Origin of the sequence: Pseudomonas sp. SWRI111 (genome assembly GCF_014268555.1) — a bacterium.
Taxonomy (GTDB): domain Bacteria; phylum Pseudomonadota; class Gammaproteobacteria; order Pseudomonadales; family Pseudomonadaceae; genus Aquipseudomonas; species Aquipseudomonas hamedanensis.
Genome location: NZ_JABWQQ010000034.1, coordinates 21,336 through 42,884, shown reverse-complemented (window position 1 = coordinate 42,884; position 21,549 = coordinate 21,336). Strand labels below are relative to the sequence as shown.

The window sequence follows — 21,549 nt, the reverse complement described above, 5'->3', positions numbered from 1 at the left end:
CGGGTGATGCGTCCGAGTTCGTCGCGTTCGGCGGTGACCTGACCGTAGGCACCGTAGCTGTAGGCGCGACTGGCGCCCGTAGGAGAAGTCGTCAGGATCAGCCGGCCGGCGGCGTCCCACTGCTGACGGCTGATGACGCCAAACTCGTCCTGCGTGGTGGTCCTTCGCCCCAGCGCGTCGTAGGAAAAGCGCCGCACGCCACCGTTTGGCAGGGTTTCTTCGATGAGCTGGCCGAGTTCATTCCACACCCAGCGATGCCGGCTGCTGTCGGGATAGCGCAGCGACAACAACTGGCCACGCAGGTTGTAGTAGTAATGGGTGACCTGACCGTCGGGGTCGACCGCTTCGGTGACCGCGCCCTCGGCATTGCGCCGATAGATCCACACCGCCTCGCCACGGCAACGCTTGTAGAGAAAACCGTTGCGGTACTCGTAGGACGTTGGCGTATCGTCCGGCGGAATCAGCGCGATCAGCCGCCCGACCTCGTCGTAGCGGTATTCGGTGACGGCACCGAGCGGATCCTGCTCGGCGATCAGGCGACCTGCCAAGTCATAAGCCTTGAGCCGCTCGCCACCATCGGCCGCGACCTGCCGCACCAGCCGCGCGCGCTCGTCGTGGACGTAGACCTCTTCGGTGCCGTCGACGTAATGCACCGTCACGCTGGCGTCGTCATCGTTCCAGACGTAACGGGTGTTCATCTGCGAGAACGAGGCCCAGTGCCGCACGCAACGCGCCGCTTTGCCTGTTCGTTCCCACTCCCAGAAAAAACTCGCGCCGCCGGTCAGTTGCCGCTGCAGGATGACGTGGTGGTCGTCGTAGTCGTACCGCTCGCTGTCGCCGACCGCGTTGGTTGCGGCCAGCAGGCGTTGGCGGGGATCAAAGCGGTAGCTGACCAGCGTCTGCTCGGTCGTCCATTCGCCGTTCTGAAAAATCTGGTAATCGACACCGAGCAATTGCGCCCGGTCATAACGCAACAACAGCGCACGCCCGGCGCCGTTGTCCAGGCGCTGAATCCGGTCGGCGCGATCGCGCTGCACGGTCAGACGATTGCCGAACACATCGCTGATCGCTGTCAGCCGTCCGGCGCGAAAGTGGTAAAACCGCGGACTGTCGCCGGCCGGGGCGAGGATCAGCTCTTCGGGCTCATCGCCCAGAAAGATCGCCGCCCGCGACAGGCTGTTATGAATCGCCGGGCGCGCAGCGTTGGGTAGCGGAAACCGCGTGCGGCGGTTCTCGTGGTCGATCCAGACCACGCCGTCGCCATCGAAAGCCAGGCGATGGGCCAGCGAATGGCTCCAGCCAAACCCGAGGCCGATATCGATCTCCACCGCGCTGGAGCGGTACAAACGGGTGAACTCGAACGGCAGCACGCCATCCAGTACCGCGTCGGTGAGGGTCAGCAGCTCTTCGCCGGTGACCATCGACACCGGGCAGCCGTTGGTACAGGTCAGCGAGGAGCAATCGGCGCTGTCGCCGTTGGGGTTTTTCGCTTGGTCGGGAACGTCGTCGTGGGATTCATGACGCTCAAGCCGCGTCATGCCTTGCGATTTTTCCCGCGCAAGTGGCGCCGGATTCGGCACGCTCAACCTCACCGAATCCGCCTGCCGAATGTTCAACGGAATCGACGGCGTCGGCTTCAGCTCAACGTCACGCGCATGAAGCATCAACGGCTTCAACGCCACCGCATGCTGGTTGAAATCGGGTGTCGAAGTCAGTTCAGCCAAGCGCAACGCCGAAGCCGCCAGCCATTCCCGCGCCCGTGGCGACTTGATTTTCGCCAGCACCTTGCTGCTCAAGCGCATCGGCACGCCAACGCCAGCGGACACGCGCATCAGCACAAAACTGATCAGCAATTCGACCCGCACCTCAGCCACCACTTCGGCCAGGTATTGCGGCGGCAGCATTTTCAGCCAACTGCTGAACGCGGCCAGATGAATGAACAGCAGCGGCTCGTCGCTGAGCATCAGCAAGACGTTGGCGATGGCCTCGCTGGACGCCGCAAGCAGCGCCGCAAGCTCAACTTCGCTCAGGTATTCCAGGAGCTTTTCGCTGTTCGCCTGCAAGTCCGCGAGCAAGGCGAATAGCTGCTGGATGTCATCCCAAACGCCATTCAGGGCGTTTTCGAGCCCGCGCCAGTCCGCCTGTTGCAACTGCCCGTAACGGTCGAGAAAACCGGCGCTGGAAAACTCTGTCCATTGCGGCTGAAAGCCTATCCATTCGCTGCGCAGCCAGCCTTCCAGACTGCCAATGATCCCTGCATAAGAGGCATACAGGGCGCGCACATGGGCGGTGGACACATCGGGAAAGAAGGTGATGCGATAACGCTGGCCCCGCTGGCAATCGGTGACCTCCAGAATCCCGCTCGGGCCGATGGTGTGGCGCAATGGCTCACCGAAGGTCAGCACGCCGTCGATGTCGCTCAGCACCGGTTCGAGGGTCACCGGGGTGTCGCCGATCGGCACAAAGCGCGCCGCTTCGAACAAATGCACCAGGGTCAGCGGGCCGCTGGACGGGCACATGACCACCGATGAACTGATCGGCTGACGCGAGGTGGTCGGCGCGCTCAACCGCACATCGTTACCGACCTTGAATACCTGCTCGATATCGAGCGCCGTCCCGGTCCAGAACTGCTCGGCCCAGGCCTCGTAGTTGTTCAGGCACAGGCGGAACTCGCTGATGAGGGTTTCGAAATCCGGCTGTTCGGGATTCAGCGCGGCCACCACCAGCAGGCCGATGCTGTTGTTCAGGGCCAGTAGTCGATCGGGTTGAAACATTTGCAGTCGCTCGCGCACGTGAAAAAACAGGAGCGCAGACTTTGCGGGGGAACAAAGAGGAAAGAAGTCGGGTAAGTAGGCGATGTCTGTAGGACGGTTCGACACGCCTTGTGAGGCGATATATGGTTTGGCCTTGGCGCCCCAGAAACAGGGCGTTTATCCCAGTGAAAGGCCTCATGACAAAAGGATCAGACGCGATGTCCAACACAGCCGAGCGGGTCAACATCATCGACACTCAGGTGCTGTCCCACGACTGGTACCTGCTGAAAAAAATCACCTTCGATTACCGTCGCAACAATGGCGAGTGGCAACGCCAGACCCGTGAGGTGTACGACCGGGGTAACGGCGCGGCGATTCTGCTGTTCAACCGCCACAAACGCACGGTGGTGCTGACGCGGCAGTTCCGTTTGCCCGTATTCGTCAATGGCCATGATGGTTTGCTGATCGAAGTGGCGGCAGGTTTACTGGAGGGCGCCGCGCCGGAACAACGGATTCGGGATGAAGCCGAGGAGGAAACCGGCTATCGCGTGCATGACGTGAAAAAAGTTTTCGAGGCGTACATGAGCCCCGGTTCGGTGACCGAGAAACTGCATTTCTTCGTTGCCGAGTACGACGCGGCTTCCAGGGTCGGCGAGGGCGGTGGCCTGGAAGAAGAAACCGAAGAGCTGGAAGTGCTGGAATGGGGATTTGACGAGGCGCTGGCGGCGTTTAAGCGTGGCGAGATCTGCGATGCCAAGACCATCATGTTGTTGCAATACGCGGCGATGACTGACGTCTTTGCCCTGTAAATCAAAAAATCGCAGCCTTCGTCAGCGCCTACAAAAAACCAGGTTAGGAGCTGCCAAAGCCTGCGATCTATTGATCTGTCGTGGTGGCTAAAACAAATCGCCTGTTTTGCCCACCGCTGACCATTGGCCACCCTCCAGCGTCAGCAAGCGCTCTTTGGCTTCAAGCCCGCCGGCAAACCCGGTGAGTTTTCCGGAGGCGCCGATAACTCGATGGCACGGCGCCACGATGGAAATCGGGTTGCGCCCGTTCGCGGCACCGACCGCCCGCACTGCGGTCGGATTGCCGATCTGTTCCGCGATCTGGCGGTAAGTGCGCGTTTGCCCAAAGGGGATGGTCAGCAATGCCGCCCAGACTTTTTTCTGAAACGCCGTGCCGGCGAAATCCAGCTCCAGATCGAAGCAATTGCGGGTACCGGCAAAATATTCTTCAAGCTGCCGGGCGGTTTTCATCAGGATCGGATTGTCCGGCGCTTCGTCCATCGGTCCGAGACGCACCCGGTTCGGTTTGTCGTTTTCCCAGAGGATGGCCGCCAGTCGCGAGCCGTTCGCGACCAGCTTCAGCGCGCCGACGGGCGAGGGAAGGGTGATGAACGTGTAAGGCATGGCGACAGGCTCCGGGTCGGCGCGGTAACAGCGCTCAGCATACTGCCTGATCGGCGGGCGCAAAACCCAAAGCCGGCCATACTGCTTGTTGCTCTTCAAGCGTTGCCCGTTGTTTCGCCCAGTCCCGAAAAACAAAAAAGAGATCGACTCATGAAGTACGAACCCTTGGCCAGAACGCTGATCGCGACCTCACTGGCCCTCAGCTGTCTGATGACTCACGCCGCTTCGGTGGCGCCGGTTGCCGGCGAAAACGGCATGGTCGTCACCGCGCAACATCTGGCGACCCATGTCGGCGTCGACGTATTGAAAAACGGCGGTAACGCCGTGGACGCAGCGGTCGCGGTGGGTTACGCGCTGGCGGTGGTTTATCCCGCTGCGGGCAACCTTGGCGGTGGCGGCTTCATGACCCTGCAACTGGCGGACGGGCGCAAAACATTCCTCGATTTCCGCGAAAAAGCGCCGCTGGCCGCCACCGCCGACATGTACCTGGACAAGGCCGGCAACGTCATTCCGGAGCTGAGTACCCGCGGCCACCTCGCGGTTGGCGTGCCGGGTACCGTTTCCGGCATGGAGCTGGCGCTGAGCAAGTACGGTACCAAACCGCGCAAGGAAATGATCGCGCCGGCGATCAAACTGGCCGAGGACGGCTTTGTGCTGGAGCAGGGCGACGTCGAGCTGTTGGAGTACGCCACCGACGTGTTCAAAAAGGACATGCGCGACTCCGGTTCGATTTTTCTCAGCCAGGGCGAGCCGATGCAGGTCGGACAAATACTGGTGCAGAAGGACCTGGCGAAAACCCTGCGGACGATTTCCGACCAAGGCGCCGACGGTTTCTATAAAGGCTGGGTCGCCGACGCCATCGTCACTTCCAGTCAGGCCAACAAGGGCATCATCACTCAGGCCGATCTCGATAAATACAAGACCCGTGAGCTGGCCCCGGTGGAGTGCGATTACCGCGGCTACCACGTGGTCTCGGCGCCGCCGCCCAGCTCCGGCGGGGTCGTGATCTGCCAGATCATGAACATCCTTGAAGGCTATCCCATGAAAGAGCTGGGCTTTCACTCCGCCCAGGGCATGCACTATCAGATCGAAGCCATGCGCCACGCTTACGTGGATCGCAACAGCTACCTCGGCGACCCGGATTTCGTAAAGAATCCGATCGAACATCTGCTGGACAAGCAGTACGCAACCCAGTTGCGTAACGCCATCCAGCCACAGAAGGCCGGTGTTTCCGCTGAGCTGAAACCCGGGGTCGCGCCCCATGAAGGCAGCAACACCACTCACTATTCGATCGTCGACAAATGGGGCAATGCGGTGTCGGTCACCTACACCCTCAACGACTGGTTCGGCGCGGGCGTGATGGCGAGCAAGACCGGGGTAATTCTCAATGACGAGATGGACGACTTCACGTCCAAGGTCGGCGTACCGAACATGTACGGTCTGGTGCAGGGCGAAGCCAACGCCATCGCGCCGGGCAAGGCGCCGCTGTCGTCGATGAGTCCGACCATCGTCACCAAGGACGGCAAAGTGGTGATGGTGGTTGGCACCCCGGGCGGCAGCCGGATCATCACCGCAACCTTGCTGACCATGCTCAACGTCATCGATTACGGCATGGGCCTGCAGGAAGCGGTTGATGCGCCGCGCTTCCATCAACAATGGATGCCGGAAGAAACCAACCTCGAAGATTTTGCCGCCAGTCCCGATACCAGGAAGCTGCTCGAAAGCTGGGGCCACAAGTTTGCCGGCCCGCAGGATGCCAACCACATCGCTGCGATTCTGGTCGGCGCGCCGTCGCTGGGCGGCAAACCGGTTGGCAAGAATCGCTTCTACGGCGCTAACGATCCACGGCGTAATACCGGCTTGTCATTGGGTTATTGAGCGGAGTAAAAAGGGGCGGGCGCAAGTCCGCCCCATTCTCAAGGACTGATCAAGGAAGGCTCGACATGACCACCGCATTACTGATCATCGACGTCCAGCAGGCGCTGTGCTCGGGTGAGTATCAGTGCTTTGAAATCGATCCGATGATCGCCACGATCAATGATTTGAGCCAACGCGCGCGGAAGGCAGGCGTTCCGGTGGTATTGATTCAACATGAAGAAAAAGACGGCCCGTTCGTTCGCGGTACGGATGGCTGGCAGCTCGCCAAAGATCTGCAGACTTCCGCCAAGGACCTGCGCGTAGGCAAAACCACCGGCGACTCGTTCTACCAGACCGACCTCGGCAAACTGCTACCCGTCGAAGACTTCGAGCGCCTGGTGATCTGCGGTCTGCAAACCGATTACTGCGTCAACGCCACCGTGCGCAGCGCACATGAGCTGGGCTACGACGTCGTCGTCGCGCAAGACGCGCACTCGACGGTCGATAACGGCACCATGACTGCCGAGGACATCATTGCGCAACACAACAAGGATTTTGCGGCACTCACCAGCGCCGTGGCACGCACCGATGTTAAACCGGCTGCAAAAATAACTTTCTGAGCGTACGCGAAACTTGTAGGAGTGAGCCTGCTCGCGATGAGGCCATCAGCCGCACCCTCTTCGTTGACTGGCCTGACGCCTTCGCGAGCAAGCTCGCTCCCACAGGGACCGGCGGCGTCAATTCTCTTGTGTCTGCCGCAAATCAAAGGTGGGAGTGAGCTTGCTCACGAAGCGGTCGCTACATTCAACACGGAGGCTGCAGCAACCGCTCGATCTGCGCCAGTTCCCATGTGCTGAGCAGGCTCACCGGGTCGGTGCCATAACGCTGCCAGGTGTCCAGCGACGCTTCGTCCCCGGCGCAGTTGCGCGCGTATTCACAGTGATGCAAGCGGCCCTCGGCAAAATCCAATAGCACGTGCCAGCCCTCGATATCCACGGCAATCAAACCGGATTCGGAAATCACTTCGCGGACTTCGAACGCAAGCACACCCAGCGCCGCCTCGCGCAGGCGCTGACAGACTTCACGGGCCGACAGAAACGCAAACATGCTCGAATCCATTGAGTGAATAAGGACGGCAGCATAAAGCCCGTGCCAATCCGTGTCAGCGTATCACTGGCCCGAAGCCGAACAATTCCGTAACATTCGCCTCCCTCTTTTTTGCGAACATCCGCGGCCGCGCCCGGCGGCCGCGCACATCAGGTAAGCCATGAAACCGATTCGTCTGCGCGCCGATGTCCTGGCCGGACTCACCACCTCGTTTGCCCTGTTGCCCGAATGCATTGCATTTGCGCTGGTGGCGCACCTCAATCCGCTGATGGGCCTGTATGGCGCTTTCATCATTTGTACGCTCACCGCACTGTTTGGCGGCCGGCCGGGGATGGTCTCCGGTGCGGCCGGTTCGATGGCGGTGGTGATCGTTGCGCTGGTGGTGCAGCACGGGGTGCAATATCTGCTGGCGACGGTGTTGCTGGGCGGTTTGATCATGGTGGCGTTCGGGCTGCTGCGCTTGGGCAAACTGGTGCGCATGGTGCCGCACCCGGTGATGCTCGGCTTCGTCAACGGCCTGGCGATCATTATTGCCTTGGCGCAACTGGAACACTTCAAAAGCGGCGAACACTGGCTCAGCGGCATGCCGTTGTACTTGATGACCGGGCTGGTGTTGCTGACCATGGCCATCGTTTACATCTTGCCGCGCCTGACCAAAGCGGTGCCGCCGGCCCTGGTGGCGATCCTTGGCGTCGGCCTGCTGGTCTATCTGTTCGGGCTGCCGACCCGCACCCTCGGCGACATGGCGCACATTGCCGGTGGCCTGCCGACATTCGCTTTGCCGGACATCCCGTGGAACCTCGAAACCCTGCGCATCATCGCGCCGTACGCGATTCTGATGGCGCTGGTCGGCCTGCTGGAAACCCTGCTGACCCTCAACCTCACCGATGAAATCACCGAAACCCGTGGCTACCCGGATCGTGAATGCGTGGCGCTGGGCGCGGCGAACATGGTCTCGGGTGCGTTCGGCGGCATGGGCGGTTGCGCGATGATCGGCCAGACCGTGATCAACCTCAGTTCCGGTGGCCGCGGGCGTTTGTCCGGCGTGGTGGCGGGGGTGCTGATTCTGCTGTTTATCCTGTTTCTGTCACCGCTGATCGAGCGTATTCCGCTGGCGGCGCTGGTGGGGGTGATGTTCGTGGTCTCGCAGCAGACTTTCGCCTGGGCTTCGCTGCGGGTGATCAACAAGGTGCCGCTCAACGATGTGCTGGTGATTGTCGCCGTGACCACAATCACGGTGTTCACCGATCTGGCCACGGCGGTGCTGTGCGGGATCATCATCGCCGCGCTCAATTTCGCTTGGCAGCAGGCGCGCGAGCTGTACGCCGATGAACATCTGGAAGCCGATGGCAGCAAACTCTATCGCCTGCACGGCACGCTGTTCTTCGCCTCGACCACGCCGTTTCTCAACCGGTTCGATCCGGCCAACGATCCGGCCAAAGTCACCCTCGATTGCCGGCATCTGAGCTTTGTCGACTACTCGGCGATTGCCGCGTTGAAAACCCTGCGTGAGCGCTACGCCAAGGCCGGCAAGCACTTACAGGTGTTTCATCTGTCGGAGCGTTGCAAGAAGTTACTCAAGCGCGCTGGCGTCGACCACGACTGACGGCGCGGCGGCCGCTTCCTTGAGCCAGGTCTTGCCGAGAATCCGCGAGACCTGTTCGGCGGAGTAGGGCTTGGCGAGAAACTCGAAACCTTCGTAACCGCTGCGTGCCAGTTCCTCGCTATAGCCGGACGTCAGAATCACCGGCAGATCGGGGCGGCGCTGGCGCAGTTCGCGGGCCAGGGCGACGCCGGTGATGCCCGGCATGACCACATCGGAAAACACCGCGTCGAACGCCATGGCATCGGCTCCGGCCAGGCGCAAGGCCTCTTCGGCGTTGGTCGCCCAGGCCGTTTCATAGCCCAGGTCTTGGAGAATCTGGTTGGCGAAACGGCCGACGTCCAGGTTGTCCTCGACCACCAGCACCCTCCGCTGAACAGGCGCTGGATGGGGCAGGTCGTCATCCACCGCATCGTCTGCTTCCAGTTCCACCGCCAGCACTTCCGGCAGGTACAGAGTGAATTCGGTGCCTTGACCGATCACGCTGGACACATCGACGTTGCCGCCCGATTGCTTGGCGAACCCGAAGACCTGCGACAGTCCCAGCCCCGTGCCTTTGCCGACATCCTTGGTGGTGAAAAACGGTTCGAAAATATGTTCTAGGGTTTTCGGGTCGATGCCGCCACCGGTATCCGCCAAGGCAATCGACACGAACGGGCTGCCGGAGCCGGCATGGCCGCGAATCGGTGGCAGCGGTTTGTGGCACTCAAGACGCAGTTTGAGCAGGCCTTGCCCCTGCATGGCGTCGCGGGCGTTGAGGGCAATATTGATCAGCGCTGTTTCGAACTGGCTCAAATCGACGCGGATGTAGCAAGGATGATCAGGCCGCTCGACGCAGACATGAATTTGCGCACCGGTGACCGATTCAAGCATTTCGCCAATGTTCGCCAGGCGCTCGCAGGCATCCACGACTTGGGGATTGAGCGGCTGGCGTCGGGCGAAGGCGAGTAACTGGCTGGTCAGCTTGGACGCGCGCTCGACCGTATCGGAAACCGCGCGCATATAACGCTGACGGCGTTCTTCGGACAGGTTGGGCTGGCGCAGGAAATCTACCGAGGAGCGAATGATCGTCAACAGGTTGTTGAAGTCATGCGCCACGCCACCGGTCAGTTGGCCGATGGCTTCGAGTTTTTGCGACTGGCGCAACGCCGATTCCGCGTGGGCCAGGCGCAAGCTGCGCTCTTCGACCCGTTGCTCCAGCGTGGCATTGAGTTCGGCCAGCGCCAGCAGGCCTTCGCGCACGTTGGCATCAGCGCGCACACGTTCGATGTGCGCCCAGCAACGCTCGGTCACTTCGCTCAACAGCGCCTGCTCGAAGTCTGACCAGACCCGCGGTACTTTGTCGTGGATCGCCATCAACGCGGTCAGGCGACCCTGTTTAAGCAACGGCACACAAATGGTCGCGGCGATGCCGATAGTCTGGAACGCCGCCGCTTCTTCAGGGGGCAATTCGCTGCGGTTGTCATGAATGACCAGCGGTTCACCGGCGCGCAACAGGCTGACGGCTTTCTCGCCAAAATCTCGCAATCGATAGTGGCCGACGATGCTCGGCGAGCCCGGCGCCGGGCAATCGCCGCGAATGGTGAAGCCATCTTCATCGGCGTCCATATCGGCGTAGGCGCAGTTGGATAGACGGAGGTGCTCGACCATCAGCCGCGTGCTGGCGGCAAGAATGGCTTGCGCGTCAGTGGCGTTGGTCACGGCGTTGCCGATCGCATCGAGCACGGCCAGACGTTGATTGAGAAACACCGTCTGGGTGGTTTCGGTGACGGTGTCGATCATCCCGACCACCTTGCCGAAGGGGTCACGAACCGGGCTGTAGCAAAAGGTGAAATACGCCTGCTCCGGGCCGCTGCCGCGTTCGATCATCAGGGCGAAGTTTTCAATGTAGGTGGCCTGGCCGGCGAACGCCGCGTCGGCAATCGGACTGATTTCGCTCCAGGCTTCTTTCCAGATATCGCTGAACGGGCGGCCAAGCGCGTGAGGCTTGTTGCCGAGAATCGGCACGAAGGCGTCGTTGAACAGGGTGATCAGTTCCGGGCCCCAGACGATGGCCTGGGGAAAGTGCGAGGCAAGGCTGAGCGAGACAGTGGTCTTGAGGACATCGGGCCAGTGTTCCAACGGGCCGAGGGGCGTATTCGCCCAGTCGTGTCGCCGAATCTGCTCGGCCATCTTGCCGTTGTCTTGCAACCAGTCGGTCATGGGATCGGTGTCTTTCGTAACGTCTGCATGTGAACAAAGACCGTGGCCGGTGCTGTTTGGTTTCAGCACCACGGACACTTCCTTGCAGCACGCCTTGTTCGGGTTCATGCGCATCATGGCATGGGTGCTGGCGGGAGAAAAAGCCAAGGGTGAAGGGGAAATTCCTTCACCCCTGGTTTTTTTCAGTGTTGATCAGGCGTCGATGGGCGGAAAATCAATGTCGGTCAGCGCAGTGTTGTTCAGGTAGTTGGTCAGCGTCTGCACCGCCACCAAAGCAATCACTTCGATGATCTTGCGGTCATCAATACCGGCGGCACGGGCGGCAGCGATCTGCCCATCGCTCAAGTGGCCGCGGCTGTGCGTCAGCTGTTGCGCGAGCGCGGCGTAGGCATTCAGTTCTCCCTGACGCGCCGCGGCGATGTCTTGCGCCGACAGCCCGGCCTTGCCGGCAAACAGGGTGTGCGCGGCCAGGCAGTAATAGCAACCGTTGACTTGCGAAGTGGCCAGATACACCGCTTCTTTTTCCTGGGCGCTGAGCGAGGACTTGCCCAGCAACGCCGAGGCTTGCACATAAGTGTCGAGGGCGACCGGCGCGTTGGCGAGGGTGGCGAACAGATTCGGCAGAAAGCCGATTTTTCTCTTCACGCCTTCGAGCACAGGGCGGGTGGCGTCGGTGGCGGTTTCGAGGTTGATAGCGGTGATACGGCTCATGGTGATTCTCCGAAACTCCGGGGCGAAGTGCGCCGGGCATGGAGAGGATGTTAGGGAATGCCGGTAGCGCTTTGGCGGCAAATCGTCGAGGATATGCGGCAGATCGTCCAGATATGCACAGTGGAGTTGCCTATGGATCGCCTTTCGACCTTGCTCCGCCATTTCGGCGTGCATGCCGGCACCTTTCACAGCGGCGCGTTTTGCGGCATCAGTGTGCATGAAGGCGAATCGGTCGGGCATGTGCACGTGCTGCAAGCCGGGGCGTTGCTGCTCAAGCCGGGCAGCGAGCGCGAAATCCGCCTGGACGAGCCTTCGCTGATTTTCTTTCCCCGGCCCTTTACCCATCGCATGTTCGCCGACGAAGCCATGGCCACTCAGGTGGTCTGCGCGACGCTGACGTTTGATGGCGGTTCGGGCAATGCGCTGGCGGCGGCGCTGCCGGATTACCTGGTGTTGAAACTCACGCAGATTCCCGAACTGGGCAGCACCCTCCAATGGCTGTTCAACGAAGCGTTCGAAGGCCATTGCGGGCGGGTGGCGGTGATGGATCGATTGTTCGAACTGTTGGTGATTCTGCTGTTGCGCCATCTCATCGGCAGCCGTGACCAGCCACCGGGAATGATGGCGGGTCTGGCCGATCCACGCGTGTCGCGCGCCTTGAACCTGATCCACGACGAACCGGCAAAACCGTGGAGCGTGGCCGACCTGGCGAGCGCTGCGAATTTGTCCCGGGCCGGGTTTGCCGAACACTTTCGCCGGATCGTCGGGCAGACCCCGGCGGACTATCTGCTGAGCTGGCGGGTCAGCCTCGCGCAGAAACGTCTGCGCGAAGGCACACCGATTGCGCTGATTGCCGCTGAAGTCGGCTATGAAAGTCCGTCAGCGCTGGCCCGGGCGTTTCGCCGCAAGACCGGGGTCAGTCCCCGGCAGTGGAAGGCCGAAGCTGAACGCTAGCGGGCAAACTTTTTCGCCCCGGCCACGCACAGAATTACTCCCAGCGTCACGGCAAGCATGCCCGGGCTGACTGACTCATGCAGCAGCGTCGCCGCCAGCGCCAGACCAAAAAACGGTTGCAGCAGTTGCAACTGTCCGACCGCAGCGATCCCGCCCTGGGCCAGGCCGCGATACCAGAACACAAAACCGATCAGCATGCTGAACAGCGACACGTAGGCCAGGCATACCCACGCCGAGATGCTGATCTGGCCGAACGAGGCGGGTGCCAGCCACAGACTCGACAGTGCCATGAGCGGCAGCGCCAGCACCAAGGCCCAGCAGATCACCTGCCAGCCGCCGAGGGTTCGCGACAGTTTCGCGCCCTCGGCATACCCCAGCCCACAGGCCAGAATCGCGGCGAGCATCAGCAAGTCGCCGGTCGGCTGCGCGCTCACGCCTTGCGCCAGCGCAAAGCCGACCACCAGTGCGCTGCCCAAAAGAGAGAATATCCAGAACACTGGGCGCGGACGTTCGCCGCCCCGTAACACGGCGAAAATTGCCGTGGCCAGCGGCAGTAATCCGACAAACACGATCGAATGCGCCGACGTGACGTGTTGCAGCGCCAGCGCCGTCAGCAACGGAAAGCCGAGTACGACGCCCATCGCCACAATGAACAACGACAGCCACTGATCAGGCGCCGGTCGCCGCTCGCGCAACAGCCACAACAGCGCCACGGCCACTGCGCCAGCAATGGCGGCGCGCAGGACGGTGAGAAACACCGGATCGAACTCCAGCACCGCCAGCCGTGTGGCCGGCAGTGAGCCGCTGAAAATCAGCACGCCGATAAAGCCGTTGATCCAGCCACGGCTTTTTTCCAGCGCCGGGTGGCTCGGGTTCGACAATCGTTCCATTCGGTTCGCACTCTAAGGTGGGTTGCATTGCCGCTATCCTGGGCCTGAGAATCAGCACAATCAAAAAATTGTCATGGATACGCCTCGCTATGCGCCGTTCTCGCTACAAGGCTCTGGTTGACCGCTTTGCCGCCGACATTCGTGGCGGTCGCCTGGCGCCCGGCACGCGGCTGCCGACCCATCGGCAACTGGCCTCTGAAGAGGGTCTGGCCTTGGTTACGGCTTCGCGCGTGTACGCCGAGCTTGAGGCCATGGGGCTGGTCAGCGGTGAGACCGGGCGCGGCACGTTTGTCCGCGAAACCTCGCTGGCGCCGGGGCAGGGTATTGATCAGAAAGACGTGGCGGTCGGCATGATCGATCTGAATTTCAACTACCCATCGTTACCCGGGCAGGCCGAGCTGTTACGCAGCGCGTTGCGCCAATTGGCCTTGTCCGGGGATCTCGAAGCGCTGTTGCGCTATCAGCCCCATGCCGGACGCACGCACGAGCGCGCCTCGGTGGCGCGTCATTTGTTGGCCGGCGGCGTAACGGTGGAGGCCGGGCAAATATTGATCGTCAATGGCGCCCAACAGGGGCTGGCCGTGGCGTTGATGGCCCTGCTCAAACCCGGCGATGTGATTGCTGCGGATGCGCTGACCTATTCCGGGTTCAAGGTCCTCGCCGAAGCGTTGCACCTGGAAGTGGTTGCGATTCCGGCGGCTGCGCACGGCCCGGACCTGCAAGCGCTGGACGAACTGTGTCGCAGCCGTGCGGTGCGCGCGGTATATAGCATGCCGACGCTGCACAATCCGTTGGGCTGGGTGATGCCTTTGGCACAGCGCGAGCAATTGGTGGCGATCGCCCGCCAGCATGATCTGACGATCATCGAAGACGCGGCCTACGCGTTCCTGGTGCAAGACCCGCCGCGCGCGTTGATCGATCTGGCGGCGGAGCGCACCGTCTACGTCAGCGGCCTGTCGAAAAGCATTGCCACCGGCCTGCGGGTCGGCTTCATTGCAGCGCCTTTGGACAAAGTGCCGGCGCTGGAACGTATCATTCGCGCCACGACCTGGAACACGCCTGGAGTAATGACTGCGCTGGCCTGCGGCTGGCTCGACGACGGCACCGTCACGGCACTCGAAGAGCAGAAACGCAACGATGCCAAGGCTCGCCAGGCGCTGGCCGCCGAGGTGCTCAAAGGGTTGCCATACATTGCCCACCCGGCGTCGTACTTCTTATGGCTGCCACTGCCGGAAGACGTGCGCGCCGATCACATCGTTGTCGAGTTGATGCAGCAACAGATTTCGGTAACCAGCGCCGAACCGTTTTCAGTCTCGTCCCACGTCCCGCATGCGATTCGTCTGGCGCTGGGTTCGGTGGACATGGTGGTTTTGCGCGAGGCGTTGACCACTGTCAGACGGATTATCGGCGCTTACCTGTAAACTGCGCCGACGTCACAAACAGCCTGGAACGTTCGATGAAAAACACTGCATTACTGGCGCTGGCCCTGATCTTCAGCGCCAGCGCTCATGCCGCAGGCGATCCCGAGGCCGGCGCGAAAATCTTTCCGCGCCTGTGCGGCGGCTGCCATCAGGTCGGCGAATCCGCGCGCTCGGGATTCGGTCCGCAGCTCAATGGCATCTTCGGCCGCGTTGCCGGGACGTCGGCGAACTACGTCTACTCCGATGCGATGAAAAACTCGGGCATCACTTGGAACCACGAGACGCTGACGGCGTATCTCAAAGACCCGAAAGGCGTGGTTCCGGGCACGCGGATGATATTCTGGGGGCTTAGCGATAAAGAGAAGCTCAACAACCTGTTGGCGTATCTTCAGACGTTCCAAACAACCGCTCCATGAACCCGGCTCAAGTACTGAACCGTCCGGCGGTGTGGCGTAATGTTGATCACGCCACCTGATTACGCCCTGCAGCCTTGGCCTGATACAACTGCTGATCGACCCGTTTGATCAATGCCGTGTGGGTGTTATCCGCCGGGTCCGCCAGGCCCAGACCGATGCTTACCGTGACCTGCCCGACGCCGGGAAACTGCGCTTGGGCAACTGCCGCACGAATTTTCTCGGCGACCACCTCTGGGGTGTCGGGCTGAGCGATTTCCGGCAACAGCACGGCAAACTCTTCGCCACCGTATCGCGCAACGAAATCGGTCGTGCGCACGCTGCTCTGAATCAATTGCGCCAACTGTTGCAGCACCTCGTCACCGATGGCATGGCCGTAAGTGTCATTGACGCGTTTGAAGTGGTCGGCGTCGATCAGCAACAGGGCGAAGGGGCGCCCCGTTCGCCGCGAGAGCAGCACGTACTCGCTGATTTTTTCGTCGAAGCGGCGGCGGTTGTATACGCCGGTCAAACCGTCGTGGGTCGCCAGGCTCAGCAGTTCGGCGTTGGCCTGGGTCAGCGCCGCGGTGCGTTGCGCCACGGTGGCTTCCAGTGAGGCATTGGCCTCTTGTAATTCGCGTTCCTTGCCAAGCAGCGATTGGGTCATGGCATCGATGGACTGGCCCAACTGGGCGATTTCCCGCACCGGATGCTGGAGCTGGAAACGTGCACCGGTCTGGTTGTTCTGCACTTGTTTGGCCGCGCGTGCGAGTTGCTCGATCGGTCGGCTCAGGTGCAACGCCAGGTAATAAGCCACCAGAGCAAAAACCACCGCGGCGGACACGCCCAGCAGCAACAACTCATACAGCAGCAGCCGCGCCGGTTGCAGGGCCGTCTCCAATGGCTGGCGGATGGCGATCGACCACGACAACGCGGTACCCGATGGCGTCGGCACCGTGACCATACTGGTCAGGTAGCCATGCCCCGCCGACCAGCCCGGCGCCGCCGCCTCGTTGACCGCCAGTTGCTGGCCCATCAGCGCTTCGGGGTACAGCACCTTGCCGTCGTGGTCGATGATCAGTGCCTGGATATCCGGCGCCGAGTTTTTATGAGAGAACGCCGCCGATTCGACAATTCGGGTTACCCAGCTCCAGTGCGCGTGTGCGCCCAGCACACCGATGATCTGCCCTGCGCCGTTATGGATCGGCGCGGCGAAATCGATGAAGCGCAGCGGTTCGCCATTGGGCAGACCCGGCAGCAATTTGGCCAGCAGCACGGCTTCGTGGGGATCGCCGGTGTATTGCCGGCGCAACCCGACCTGGAACCATGGACGTTGCTGGACCGACTGTCCGACCAGCAAATCGTTGACCGCTTGATGCACCTTGCCGTCGGCATCAGCCACACCCATCCAGGCATATTCGGTGCGCGCCTGCGAGCGCAGTTGCATCGACTCGAGAATTTCCGGGTTGTCCAGGTCGCCACGTTCCAGATGCGGTGCGCGGCTGAGCAGGTAAACCTCCAACTGGCGTTCGCGCAGTTGTTCGCCCAATAACGTCGCCGCCGCCCGCGCGGTGTTCAGCAGCGCATTGCCGCTGGCCTGTTTCATTTGTTCGGTGGCGATATGACCGACATAAAAGCCCACGCTCAACAGCGTCAGCAGGGATAAACCGGCGAACCATAGGGTGAGATGGCTGCGCAGACTGGCTTTGAACATGGCGGGCGGGGTCTGTTTTTATAAAAGTGGCGCCATGGTATGCGACATCGACGACAGGCCACCAGCGAACGGGTTCATAGAAACGACACTGGAATAAAAAAAGCCCGGCTGATCAGGCCGGGCTTTTTCATGGGTGCTGCGGTCGAGCGTTTGCTTCAGGCAACGCGGCGTTCGATCAGACGATCGGAGCCACCTTCGGCAACGCGGCGTTCGATCAGACGATCGGAGCCACCTTCGGCAACGCGGCGTTCGATCAGGCGATCAGAGCCACCTTCGGCAACGCGGCGTTCGATCAGACGATCGGAGCCACCTTCGGCAACGCGGCGTTCGATCAGACGATCAGAGCCACCTTCGGCAACGCGGCGTTCGATCAGACGATCAGAGCCACCTTCGGCAACGCGGCGCTCGATCAGACGATCAGAGCCACCTTCGGCAACGCGGCGTTCGATCAGTCGATCAGAGCCACCTTCGGCCAAACGGCTTTCAATCAACTTGTCCGAGCCGCCTTCTGCGACCAGGGTCTGTGCCGGGGTGGCGGCAAAAGCGTTAACTGCGAAAACCGAAAAAGCGATGCTGAGAAGGGTTTGGCGTTTCATGATCGTGTGCTCCAGGGGGTGTTGTTGGTTTGTCTGGAGCCGATGTTACGCCGCGCAGTTTTTATGAGAACTTCATTGACGTGATGATGAACATCGACGCCGATGATGTTTACCCAAACCCGCGAGTCAGAGGGGTTTCGGCCGGATGCACAGCTCTCCGCTGGCACGAATGAGCGCCAGTTCATGCAGCGCATCCGTGGTCATACCGCTGCGAACACTGGTCAGCCAGGCCGGGCAATCGGGATCCTGCCGATAGGGCGCGAACCCGGCGTATTGCGCTAACAGACGCTTTTGCAATTCATCCAGACGCGGGCGAATCTGCGTGGCGAGATCCGGGCGCGGCGTGTCCGGTGCAGCGCCTGCCGTTTGCCAGCGTGCGAGTAAACCGTACTGCACCAGTTTGTTCGCTTCCATTTGCGCGGCAATCAACTGCGCGATGTCGTCCGGGTCAAGGCTGTGTTCGGTAGCCAGCGTTCTGGCATTGGTAATCACCTGTGCCTCACGTGGGCTGTCCTGGATCGGCTTGCCGCTGTCCCATTTGGTCAGGGCAACGAGGTCGCCGATGTTCAGGCGTTCATTCAGGGTGGACAGTAATGGCTTCAATGAATCAGGCGCCGCTGAAGGTGCGGCTGCCTGGGTGCAGGCGGCGCATAGAGCGAGGAGGGTGCCTAGCAAAACATTGACAGCGTTGCGCATGATTCGAGCCTCAATAAATAACTGTTGAAAAGCCGTGCTTTACCACAGCTGCACACTGACACAAAGCAATGCCCGGTATTTACACAAATGCCAAAACAGACAATCAACAGGGATCGGAAATGTTGATTGCACCCGGCACGCAACTCACCGAAGCTATCGTCAATCAGGCCTTCCGCCGTCGAGATGGACCTCCAGCCAATGCAAAGTGCCACCTTCCCAAAGCCCCTCTGGCAAACCTATCTGCTTTTTCTGGCGCCGATGGTGCTGTCGAATTTTCTGCAATCGATGTCCGGCACGGTCAACAGCATTTATATCGGCCAGATGCTCGGTACCCAGGCGCTGGCGGCAGTGTCCGGCATGTTCCCCATCGTGTTTTTCTTCATTGCGCTGGTCATCGGCCTCGGCGCTGGCGCGGGTGTGTTGATCGGTCAGGCGTGGGGCGCGCGGGAAACGCATAGGGTCAAGGCGATCGCCGGCGCGACACTGCTGTTGGGTGTGTTGATCGGCCTGGTTGCCGCCGTGCTGGGAACCCTGTTTGCGCGGCAGGCGCTCACGGGGTTGGGGACTCCGGCGGATGTACTCGACGATGCGGTGAGCTATGCCCGCGTGATGTTGTGGATCCTGCCGTCGCTGCTGGTGTTCGTGCTGTTCACGCAATTGCTGCGCGGTGTCAGCGACACGCTGTCGCCGTTGCTGGCGCTTATCGTATCGACCGCCGTGGGGCTGGCGCTCACGCCGGCACTGATTCGCGGCTGGTTCGGCTTGCCGCAACTGGGCATACAAAGTGCGGCGTACGCAGGGCTGGCCGGGAATCTCGCGGCCATGGCGTGGCTTGCGTGGCGCCTGCTCCGCAAGGGCCATCCGCTGGCGCCGGATCGTGAGTTCTTTGCTGCCTTGCGACTGGACCGGGTGATTCTCGGCAAGGTCCTGCGTATCGGCTTGCCGACCGGGGTGCAGATGATTGTGCTGTCGTTGTCGGAGCTGGTGATTCTGGCACTGGTCAACCAGCACGGCTCACAGGCGACGGCGGCTTATGGCGCGGTGACCCAGATCGTCAACTATGTGCAGTTTCCGGCGTTGTCGATTGCGATCACCGCGTCGATCCTCGGCGCCCAAGCCATCGGCGCCGGGCGGTTGGAGCGCATGGGGCCGATTCTGCGCACCGGGCTCTGGATCAACGTGTGCCTGACCGGCGGCCTCATCGTGCTCGGGTATCTGCTGTCGCACTGGTTGCTGGGCTTGTTCCTGACGGAGGACTCGACCCGGGCGATGGCCGAGCATCTGCTGCACATCATGCTGTGGAGCCTGTTGGTGTTCGGGTTCCAGGCAATCGTCGGCGGGATCATGCGCGCCAGCGGCACGGTACTGGTGCCAGTGGCTATCGCGATCTTCTGTGTAGTCGGCGTGCAGTTGCCGGCGGCGTACTGGCTCGACGGGCAGTTTGGTTTGCAGGGGGTGTGGATGGCGTTCCCGGTGGCGTATCTCGGCATGCTGGCGTTGCAGACCCTGTACTACAAAAGGGTGTGGCAACACCAGAAAATCGAGCGGTTAGTGTAGGCGCTGGCGTAACGGCGGGTTGTTTGCTTAAGTCATCCAAGGCCCGCGACGGGCGTCCGGAGAATTCCATGTCGCTGCGATTGCTGCTGGTTGCCGTGATTTCCTTCTTTGCCATGGCCGCCGGGCAGGCCGCCGAATACACCCGGGTCAACACTAGCGCCAGTCAGATCAGTTTCACCTACAACCAGATGGGCTCGCGGATGTACGGCACCTTCAGCAAGTTCGAGGCGACGCTGGACTTCAACACCGACAACCCCGCCAACGCCCGCACCACCTTGCACATCGATCTGGGCAGCATCGATGCCGGCAGCGAGGACGCCAATACCGAGCTGGTGAAACCGGCCTGGTTCGACACAGGTAAATTCCCGGTGGCCGTGTTTGAATCCAGCCGATTTACACCGGTGGGCGAGAACCGTTACCGGATCGCTGGCCAGCTCACCCTCAAGGGCATCACGCGCGAGGTTGATGTGCCGGTGGAGCTGAAGCCGGACAACGCCGTCGGCATTTTCGACGGTGAACTGATCCTCAAACGCGACGAGTTCGGCCTCGGTGCCGGGGAGTGGGCGGACAGCGTGGTGTCCAAGGATATCGCGATCAAGTTCAGGGTGGTGGCGCCACAACAGTGAAGACGTGATTGGCGTCTTCAGTGCCCGCCGAGTAATTGGCGAATCAGATTGGGCGTGCTGCCTGTCCAGCGCTTGAACGAACGCCGGAAGTTCGCGGCATCGGTAAAACGCAGGTAGTCGGCGACCTCTTCGTTGCTCATGCCTTTTACCTGATACAGGTACAGCGCCACATGTTTGCGCACCCGGTCCACCTGTTGCTGGAACCCGGTGTCGTGTTTATGCAGTTTGCGCTTGAGAGTCGCAGCGCTCATGGAAAAATGCTGAGCGGCTTGTTCCAGGCTCGGCGGTTGGCGCACATGGTCTTGCAGGTGGGCGTAGAGACAATCGGTGAAACTGGCGGCGAACCCCAGATGTTCGATCTCGCGCAGCGCGTCCTGGCGTGCGACCTGGCCCGCCGTCGCCGAGGCACCCGGCCAGGGGCGAGCGAGGTATTCCCGGGGGATGCGCATCAGGTCCAGCGGCCGTTCGAACCGGGTCTGTTCGCCCAGATGCACCCAGTACTGTTCAACGTAACGCGGTTCTGCGTGGCTGAAGCTGCATTCCCACGGCAGACGCTGCCCGCTGAGCCACTGACTCATGGCCACCAGCGAGGCCATGCCCGCTTCGAGCAGGAAGCGCCATTGCTCGCCGGCACCGCAGCTGTCCAGCCAGTAGACGTAGGCGAAGCGTTCATCGAGTAACAGTCGCGGGGTCATCAACGGGCTCAGCAACGCCTGTTGCTGGATCAGCGTGTCGAGGGCCTGATGCAAATTTTGCGCGTGGCGCAAGGCGTGACTGGCTGCGCCGTAGTGTCCGGGCAGCAAGCGCTGGCCGAACAGAAAACTACTGTCGTCGGCATTGAGCAAGCGCCGGCTGTTGCCGATCAACCCGAGAAACTGCTGCGGACTCAAACGGGTCTGGCCGGCCAGAATGTCCTCGTGGAACAGCCCGGTGCCGCGCAACAGACGGTGGCTGTCGATATCCCGGGACAGGGCCAGGTCGATCAGGGTGGCGGGTTGGTAATGCCCGGGAATGAAACGGCTGTCGGCTTCGTACCACGTGGTCTTGACGGTCATGGT

Annotated in this window: 19 protein-coding genes; 9 read left to right on the top strand and 10 right to left on the bottom strand. The window is 61.4% G+C overall.

Going from position 1 to position 21,549, the window contains the following annotated elements:
- Nucleotides 1–2,774: DUF6531 domain-containing protein (locus HU755_RS25535; protein ID WP_186637862.1), on the bottom strand; the 2,774-nt coding region annotated here is incomplete at its 3' end.
- A gap of 197 nt (nucleotides 2,775–2,971) precedes the next feature.
- Here HU755_RS25535 and HU755_RS25530 point away from each other — a divergent pair.
- Nucleotides 2,972–3,562, top strand: coding sequence for an NUDIX domain-containing protein (locus HU755_RS25530; RefSeq protein ID WP_186637860.1), 591 nt, complete (start codon nucleotides 2,972–2,974; stop codon nucleotides 3,560–3,562).
- A gap of 87 nt (nucleotides 3,563–3,649) precedes the next feature.
- Here the strand turns inward: HU755_RS25530 and HU755_RS25525 are convergent, their stop codons facing one another.
- The gene (locus HU755_RS25525) at nucleotides 3,650–4,165 is read right to left on the bottom strand and encodes a methylated-DNA--[protein]-cysteine S-methyltransferase (protein ID WP_186623857.1); all 516 of its coding nucleotides are present in this window, start codon (nucleotides 4,163–4,165) and stop codon (nucleotides 3,650–3,652) included.
- Between the two features lie 150 nt (nucleotides 4,166–4,315).
- Here HU755_RS25525 and ggt point away from each other — a divergent pair, with 150 nt between their 5' ends.
- Nucleotides 4,316–6,043, top strand: a complete 1,728-nt coding sequence (gene ggt / locus HU755_RS25520) for a gamma-glutamyltransferase (RefSeq protein WP_186637859.1) — start codon at nucleotides 4,316–4,318, stop codon at nucleotides 6,041–6,043.
- Between the two features lie 65 nt (nucleotides 6,044–6,108).
- Nucleotides 6,109–6,642, top strand: a complete 534-nt coding sequence (locus tag HU755_RS25515) for a cysteine hydrolase family protein (protein WP_186637858.1) — start codon at nucleotides 6,109–6,111, stop codon at nucleotides 6,640–6,642.
- Between the two features lie 184 nt (nucleotides 6,643–6,826).
- Here the strand turns inward: HU755_RS25515 and HU755_RS25510 are convergent, their stop codons facing one another.
- Nucleotides 6,827–7,129 (bottom strand): hypothetical protein, encoded by a 303-nt coding sequence (locus tag HU755_RS25510; RefSeq protein WP_186637857.1) that lies wholly within the window; start codon nucleotides 7,127–7,129, stop codon nucleotides 6,827–6,829.
- Nucleotides 7,130–7,289: 160 nt separating this feature from the next.
- On the opposite strand from HU755_RS25510, the gene HU755_RS25505 reads away from it, so the two are divergent.
- A complete protein-coding gene (locus HU755_RS25505) occupies nucleotides 7,290–8,735 on the top strand; it encodes a SulP family inorganic anion transporter (RefSeq protein WP_186637856.1) in 1,446 nt (481 codons plus the stop codon).
- Here HU755_RS25505 and HU755_RS25500 read toward each other — a convergent pair.
- Both HU755_RS25500 and HU755_RS25495 read right to left on the bottom strand, forming a co-directional pair.
- Nucleotides 8,703–10,934 carry a response regulator gene (locus HU755_RS25500; RefSeq protein ID WP_186637864.1) on the bottom strand — a complete coding sequence of 744 codons (2,232 nt, stop codon included), beginning with the start codon at nucleotides 10,932–10,934 and terminating at the stop codon, nucleotides 8,703–8,705. The genes HU755_RS25505 and HU755_RS25500 overlap by 33 nt on opposite strands.
- A 192-nt stretch (nucleotides 10,935–11,126) precedes the next feature.
- On the bottom strand, nucleotides 11,127–11,645 hold the full coding sequence (locus tag HU755_RS25495; protein ID WP_186637850.1) for a carboxymuconolactone decarboxylase family protein: 519 nt from the start codon (nucleotides 11,643–11,645) through the stop codon (nucleotides 11,127–11,129).
- Between the two features lie 132 nt (nucleotides 11,646–11,777).
- On the opposite strand from HU755_RS25495, the gene HU755_RS25490 reads away from it, so the two are divergent.
- Nucleotides 11,778–12,599: an AraC family transcriptional regulator gene (locus HU755_RS25490; RefSeq protein ID WP_186637846.1), complete on the top strand. Its 822-nt coding sequence runs from the start codon at nucleotides 11,778–11,780 to the stop codon at nucleotides 12,597–12,599.
- On the opposite strand, the gene HU755_RS25485 is transcribed toward HU755_RS25490, so the two are convergent.
- Nucleotides 12,596–13,489, bottom strand: a complete 894-nt coding sequence (locus HU755_RS25485; RefSeq protein WP_186637843.1) for a DMT family transporter — start codon at nucleotides 13,487–13,489, stop codon at nucleotides 12,596–12,598. The genes HU755_RS25490 and HU755_RS25485 overlap by 4 nt on opposite strands.
- Nucleotides 13,490–13,578: 89 nt before the next feature.
- Here HU755_RS25485 and HU755_RS25480 point away from each other — a divergent pair, with 89 nt between their 5' ends.
- On the top strand, nucleotides 13,579–14,910 hold the full coding sequence (locus HU755_RS25480) for a PLP-dependent aminotransferase family protein (protein ID WP_186637840.1): 1,332 nt from the start codon (nucleotides 13,579–13,581) through the stop codon (nucleotides 14,908–14,910).
- Between the two features lie 35 nt (nucleotides 14,911–14,945).
- Nucleotides 14,946–15,326, top strand: a complete 381-nt coding sequence (locus HU755_RS25475) for a cytochrome c family protein (RefSeq protein WP_186552569.1) — start codon at nucleotides 14,946–14,948, stop codon at nucleotides 15,324–15,326.
- 46 nt (nucleotides 15,327–15,372) lie between these two features.
- Here HU755_RS25475 and HU755_RS25470 read toward each other — a convergent pair whose 3' ends face one another.
- The 3 genes from HU755_RS25470 to HU755_RS25460 all read right to left on the bottom strand — a co-directional run bounded on the left by HU755_RS25470 (nucleotide 15,373) and on the right by HU755_RS25460 (nucleotide 18,308).
- Nucleotides 15,373–17,016 carry a diguanylate cyclase gene (locus HU755_RS25470; RefSeq protein ID WP_186637838.1) on the bottom strand — a complete coding sequence of 548 codons (1,644 nt, stop codon included), beginning with the start codon at nucleotides 17,014–17,016 and terminating at the stop codon, nucleotides 15,373–15,375.
- Between the two features lie 155 nt (nucleotides 17,017–17,171).
- Entirely contained in the window at nucleotides 17,172–17,612 is a 441-nt protein-coding gene (locus HU755_RS25465; protein WP_186637829.1) for a phage infection protein, read from the bottom strand.
- A 126-nt stretch (nucleotides 17,613–17,738) separates the two neighbouring features.
- The gene (locus HU755_RS25460; protein WP_186637826.1) at nucleotides 17,739–18,308 is read right to left on the bottom strand and encodes a chorismate mutase; all 570 of its coding nucleotides are present in this window, start codon (nucleotides 18,306–18,308) and stop codon (nucleotides 17,739–17,741) included.
- Between the two features lie 198 nt (nucleotides 18,309–18,506).
- On the opposite strand from HU755_RS25460, the gene HU755_RS25455 reads away from it, so the two are divergent.
- Both HU755_RS25455 and HU755_RS25450 read left to right on the top strand, forming a co-directional pair.
- Nucleotides 18,507–19,865, top strand: a complete 1,359-nt coding sequence (locus HU755_RS25455; RefSeq protein WP_186637823.1) for an MATE family efflux transporter — start codon at nucleotides 18,507–18,509, stop codon at nucleotides 19,863–19,865.
- A gap of 68 nt (nucleotides 19,866–19,933) precedes the next feature.
- Nucleotides 19,934–20,491, top strand: a complete 558-nt coding sequence (locus tag HU755_RS25450) for a YceI family protein (RefSeq protein ID WP_186637820.1) — start codon at nucleotides 19,934–19,936, stop codon at nucleotides 20,489–20,491.
- A gap of 17 nt (nucleotides 20,492–20,508) precedes the next feature.
- Here the strand turns inward: HU755_RS25450 and HU755_RS25445 are convergent, their stop codons facing one another.
- A complete protein-coding gene (locus HU755_RS25445; RefSeq protein WP_186637816.1) occupies nucleotides 20,509–21,546 on the bottom strand; it encodes an AraC family transcriptional regulator in 1,038 nt (345 codons plus the stop codon).
- Nucleotides 21,547–21,549: the final 3 nt, after the last annotated feature.

Bases quoted from the DNA above. Each gene is read 5' to 3' on its own strand.
- HU755_RS25525 (WP_186623857.1), bottom strand. From the start codon at position 4,165: ATGCCTTACACGTTCATCACCCTTCCCTCGCCCGTCGGCGCGCTGAAG.
- HU755_RS25470 (WP_186637838.1), bottom strand. From the start codon at position 17,016: ATGTTCAAAGCCAGTCTGCGCAGCCATCTCACCCTATGGTTCGCCGGT.
- HU755_RS25460 (WP_186637826.1), bottom strand. From the start codon at position 18,308: ATGCGCAACGCTGTCAATGTTTTGCTAGGCACCCTCCTCGCTCTATGC.
- HU755_RS25500 (WP_186637864.1), bottom strand. From the start codon at position 10,934: ATGACCGACTGGTTGCAAGACAACGGCAAGATGGCCGAGCAGATTCGG.
- HU755_RS25530 (WP_186637860.1), top strand. From the start codon at position 2,972: ATGTCCAACACAGCCGAGCGGGTCAACATCATCGACACTCAGGTGCTG.
- HU755_RS25495 (WP_186637850.1), bottom strand. From the start codon at position 11,645: ATGAGCCGTATCACCGCTATCAACCTCGAAACCGCCACCGACGCCACC.
- HU755_RS25445 (WP_186637816.1), bottom strand. From the start codon at position 21,546: ATGACCGTCAAGACCACGTGGTACGAAGCCGACAGCCGTTTCATTCCC.
- HU755_RS25480 (WP_186637840.1), top strand. From the start codon at position 13,579: ATGCGCCGTTCTCGCTACAAGGCTCTGGTTGACCGCTTTGCCGCCGAC.
- HU755_RS25455 (WP_186637823.1), top strand. From the start codon at position 18,507: ATGCAAAGTGCCACCTTCCCAAAGCCCCTCTGGCAAACCTATCTGCTT.
- HU755_RS25490 (WP_186637846.1), top strand. From the start codon at position 11,778: ATGGATCGCCTTTCGACCTTGCTCCGCCATTTCGGCGTGCATGCCGGC.
- HU755_RS25450 (WP_186637820.1), top strand. From the start codon at position 19,934: ATGTCGCTGCGATTGCTGCTGGTTGCCGTGATTTCCTTCTTTGCCATG.
- HU755_RS25505 (WP_186637856.1), top strand. From the start codon at position 7,290: ATGAAACCGATTCGTCTGCGCGCCGATGTCCTGGCCGGACTCACCACC.
- HU755_RS25485 (WP_186637843.1), bottom strand. From the start codon at position 13,489: ATGGAACGATTGTCGAACCCGAGCCACCCGGCGCTGGAAAAAAGCCGT.
- HU755_RS25465 (WP_186637829.1), bottom strand. From the start codon at position 17,612: ATGAAACGCCAAACCCTTCTCAGCATCGCTTTTTCGGTTTTCGCAGTT.
- ggt (WP_186637859.1), top strand. From the start codon at position 4,316: ATGAAGTACGAACCCTTGGCCAGAACGCTGATCGCGACCTCACTGGCC.
- HU755_RS25475 (WP_186552569.1), top strand. From the start codon at position 14,946: ATGAAAAACACTGCATTACTGGCGCTGGCCCTGATCTTCAGCGCCAGC.
- HU755_RS25515 (WP_186637858.1), top strand. From the start codon at position 6,109: ATGACCACCGCATTACTGATCATCGACGTCCAGCAGGCGCTGTGCTCG.
- HU755_RS25510 (WP_186637857.1), bottom strand. From the start codon at position 7,129: ATGTTTGCGTTTCTGTCGGCCCGTGAAGTCTGTCAGCGCCTGCGCGAG.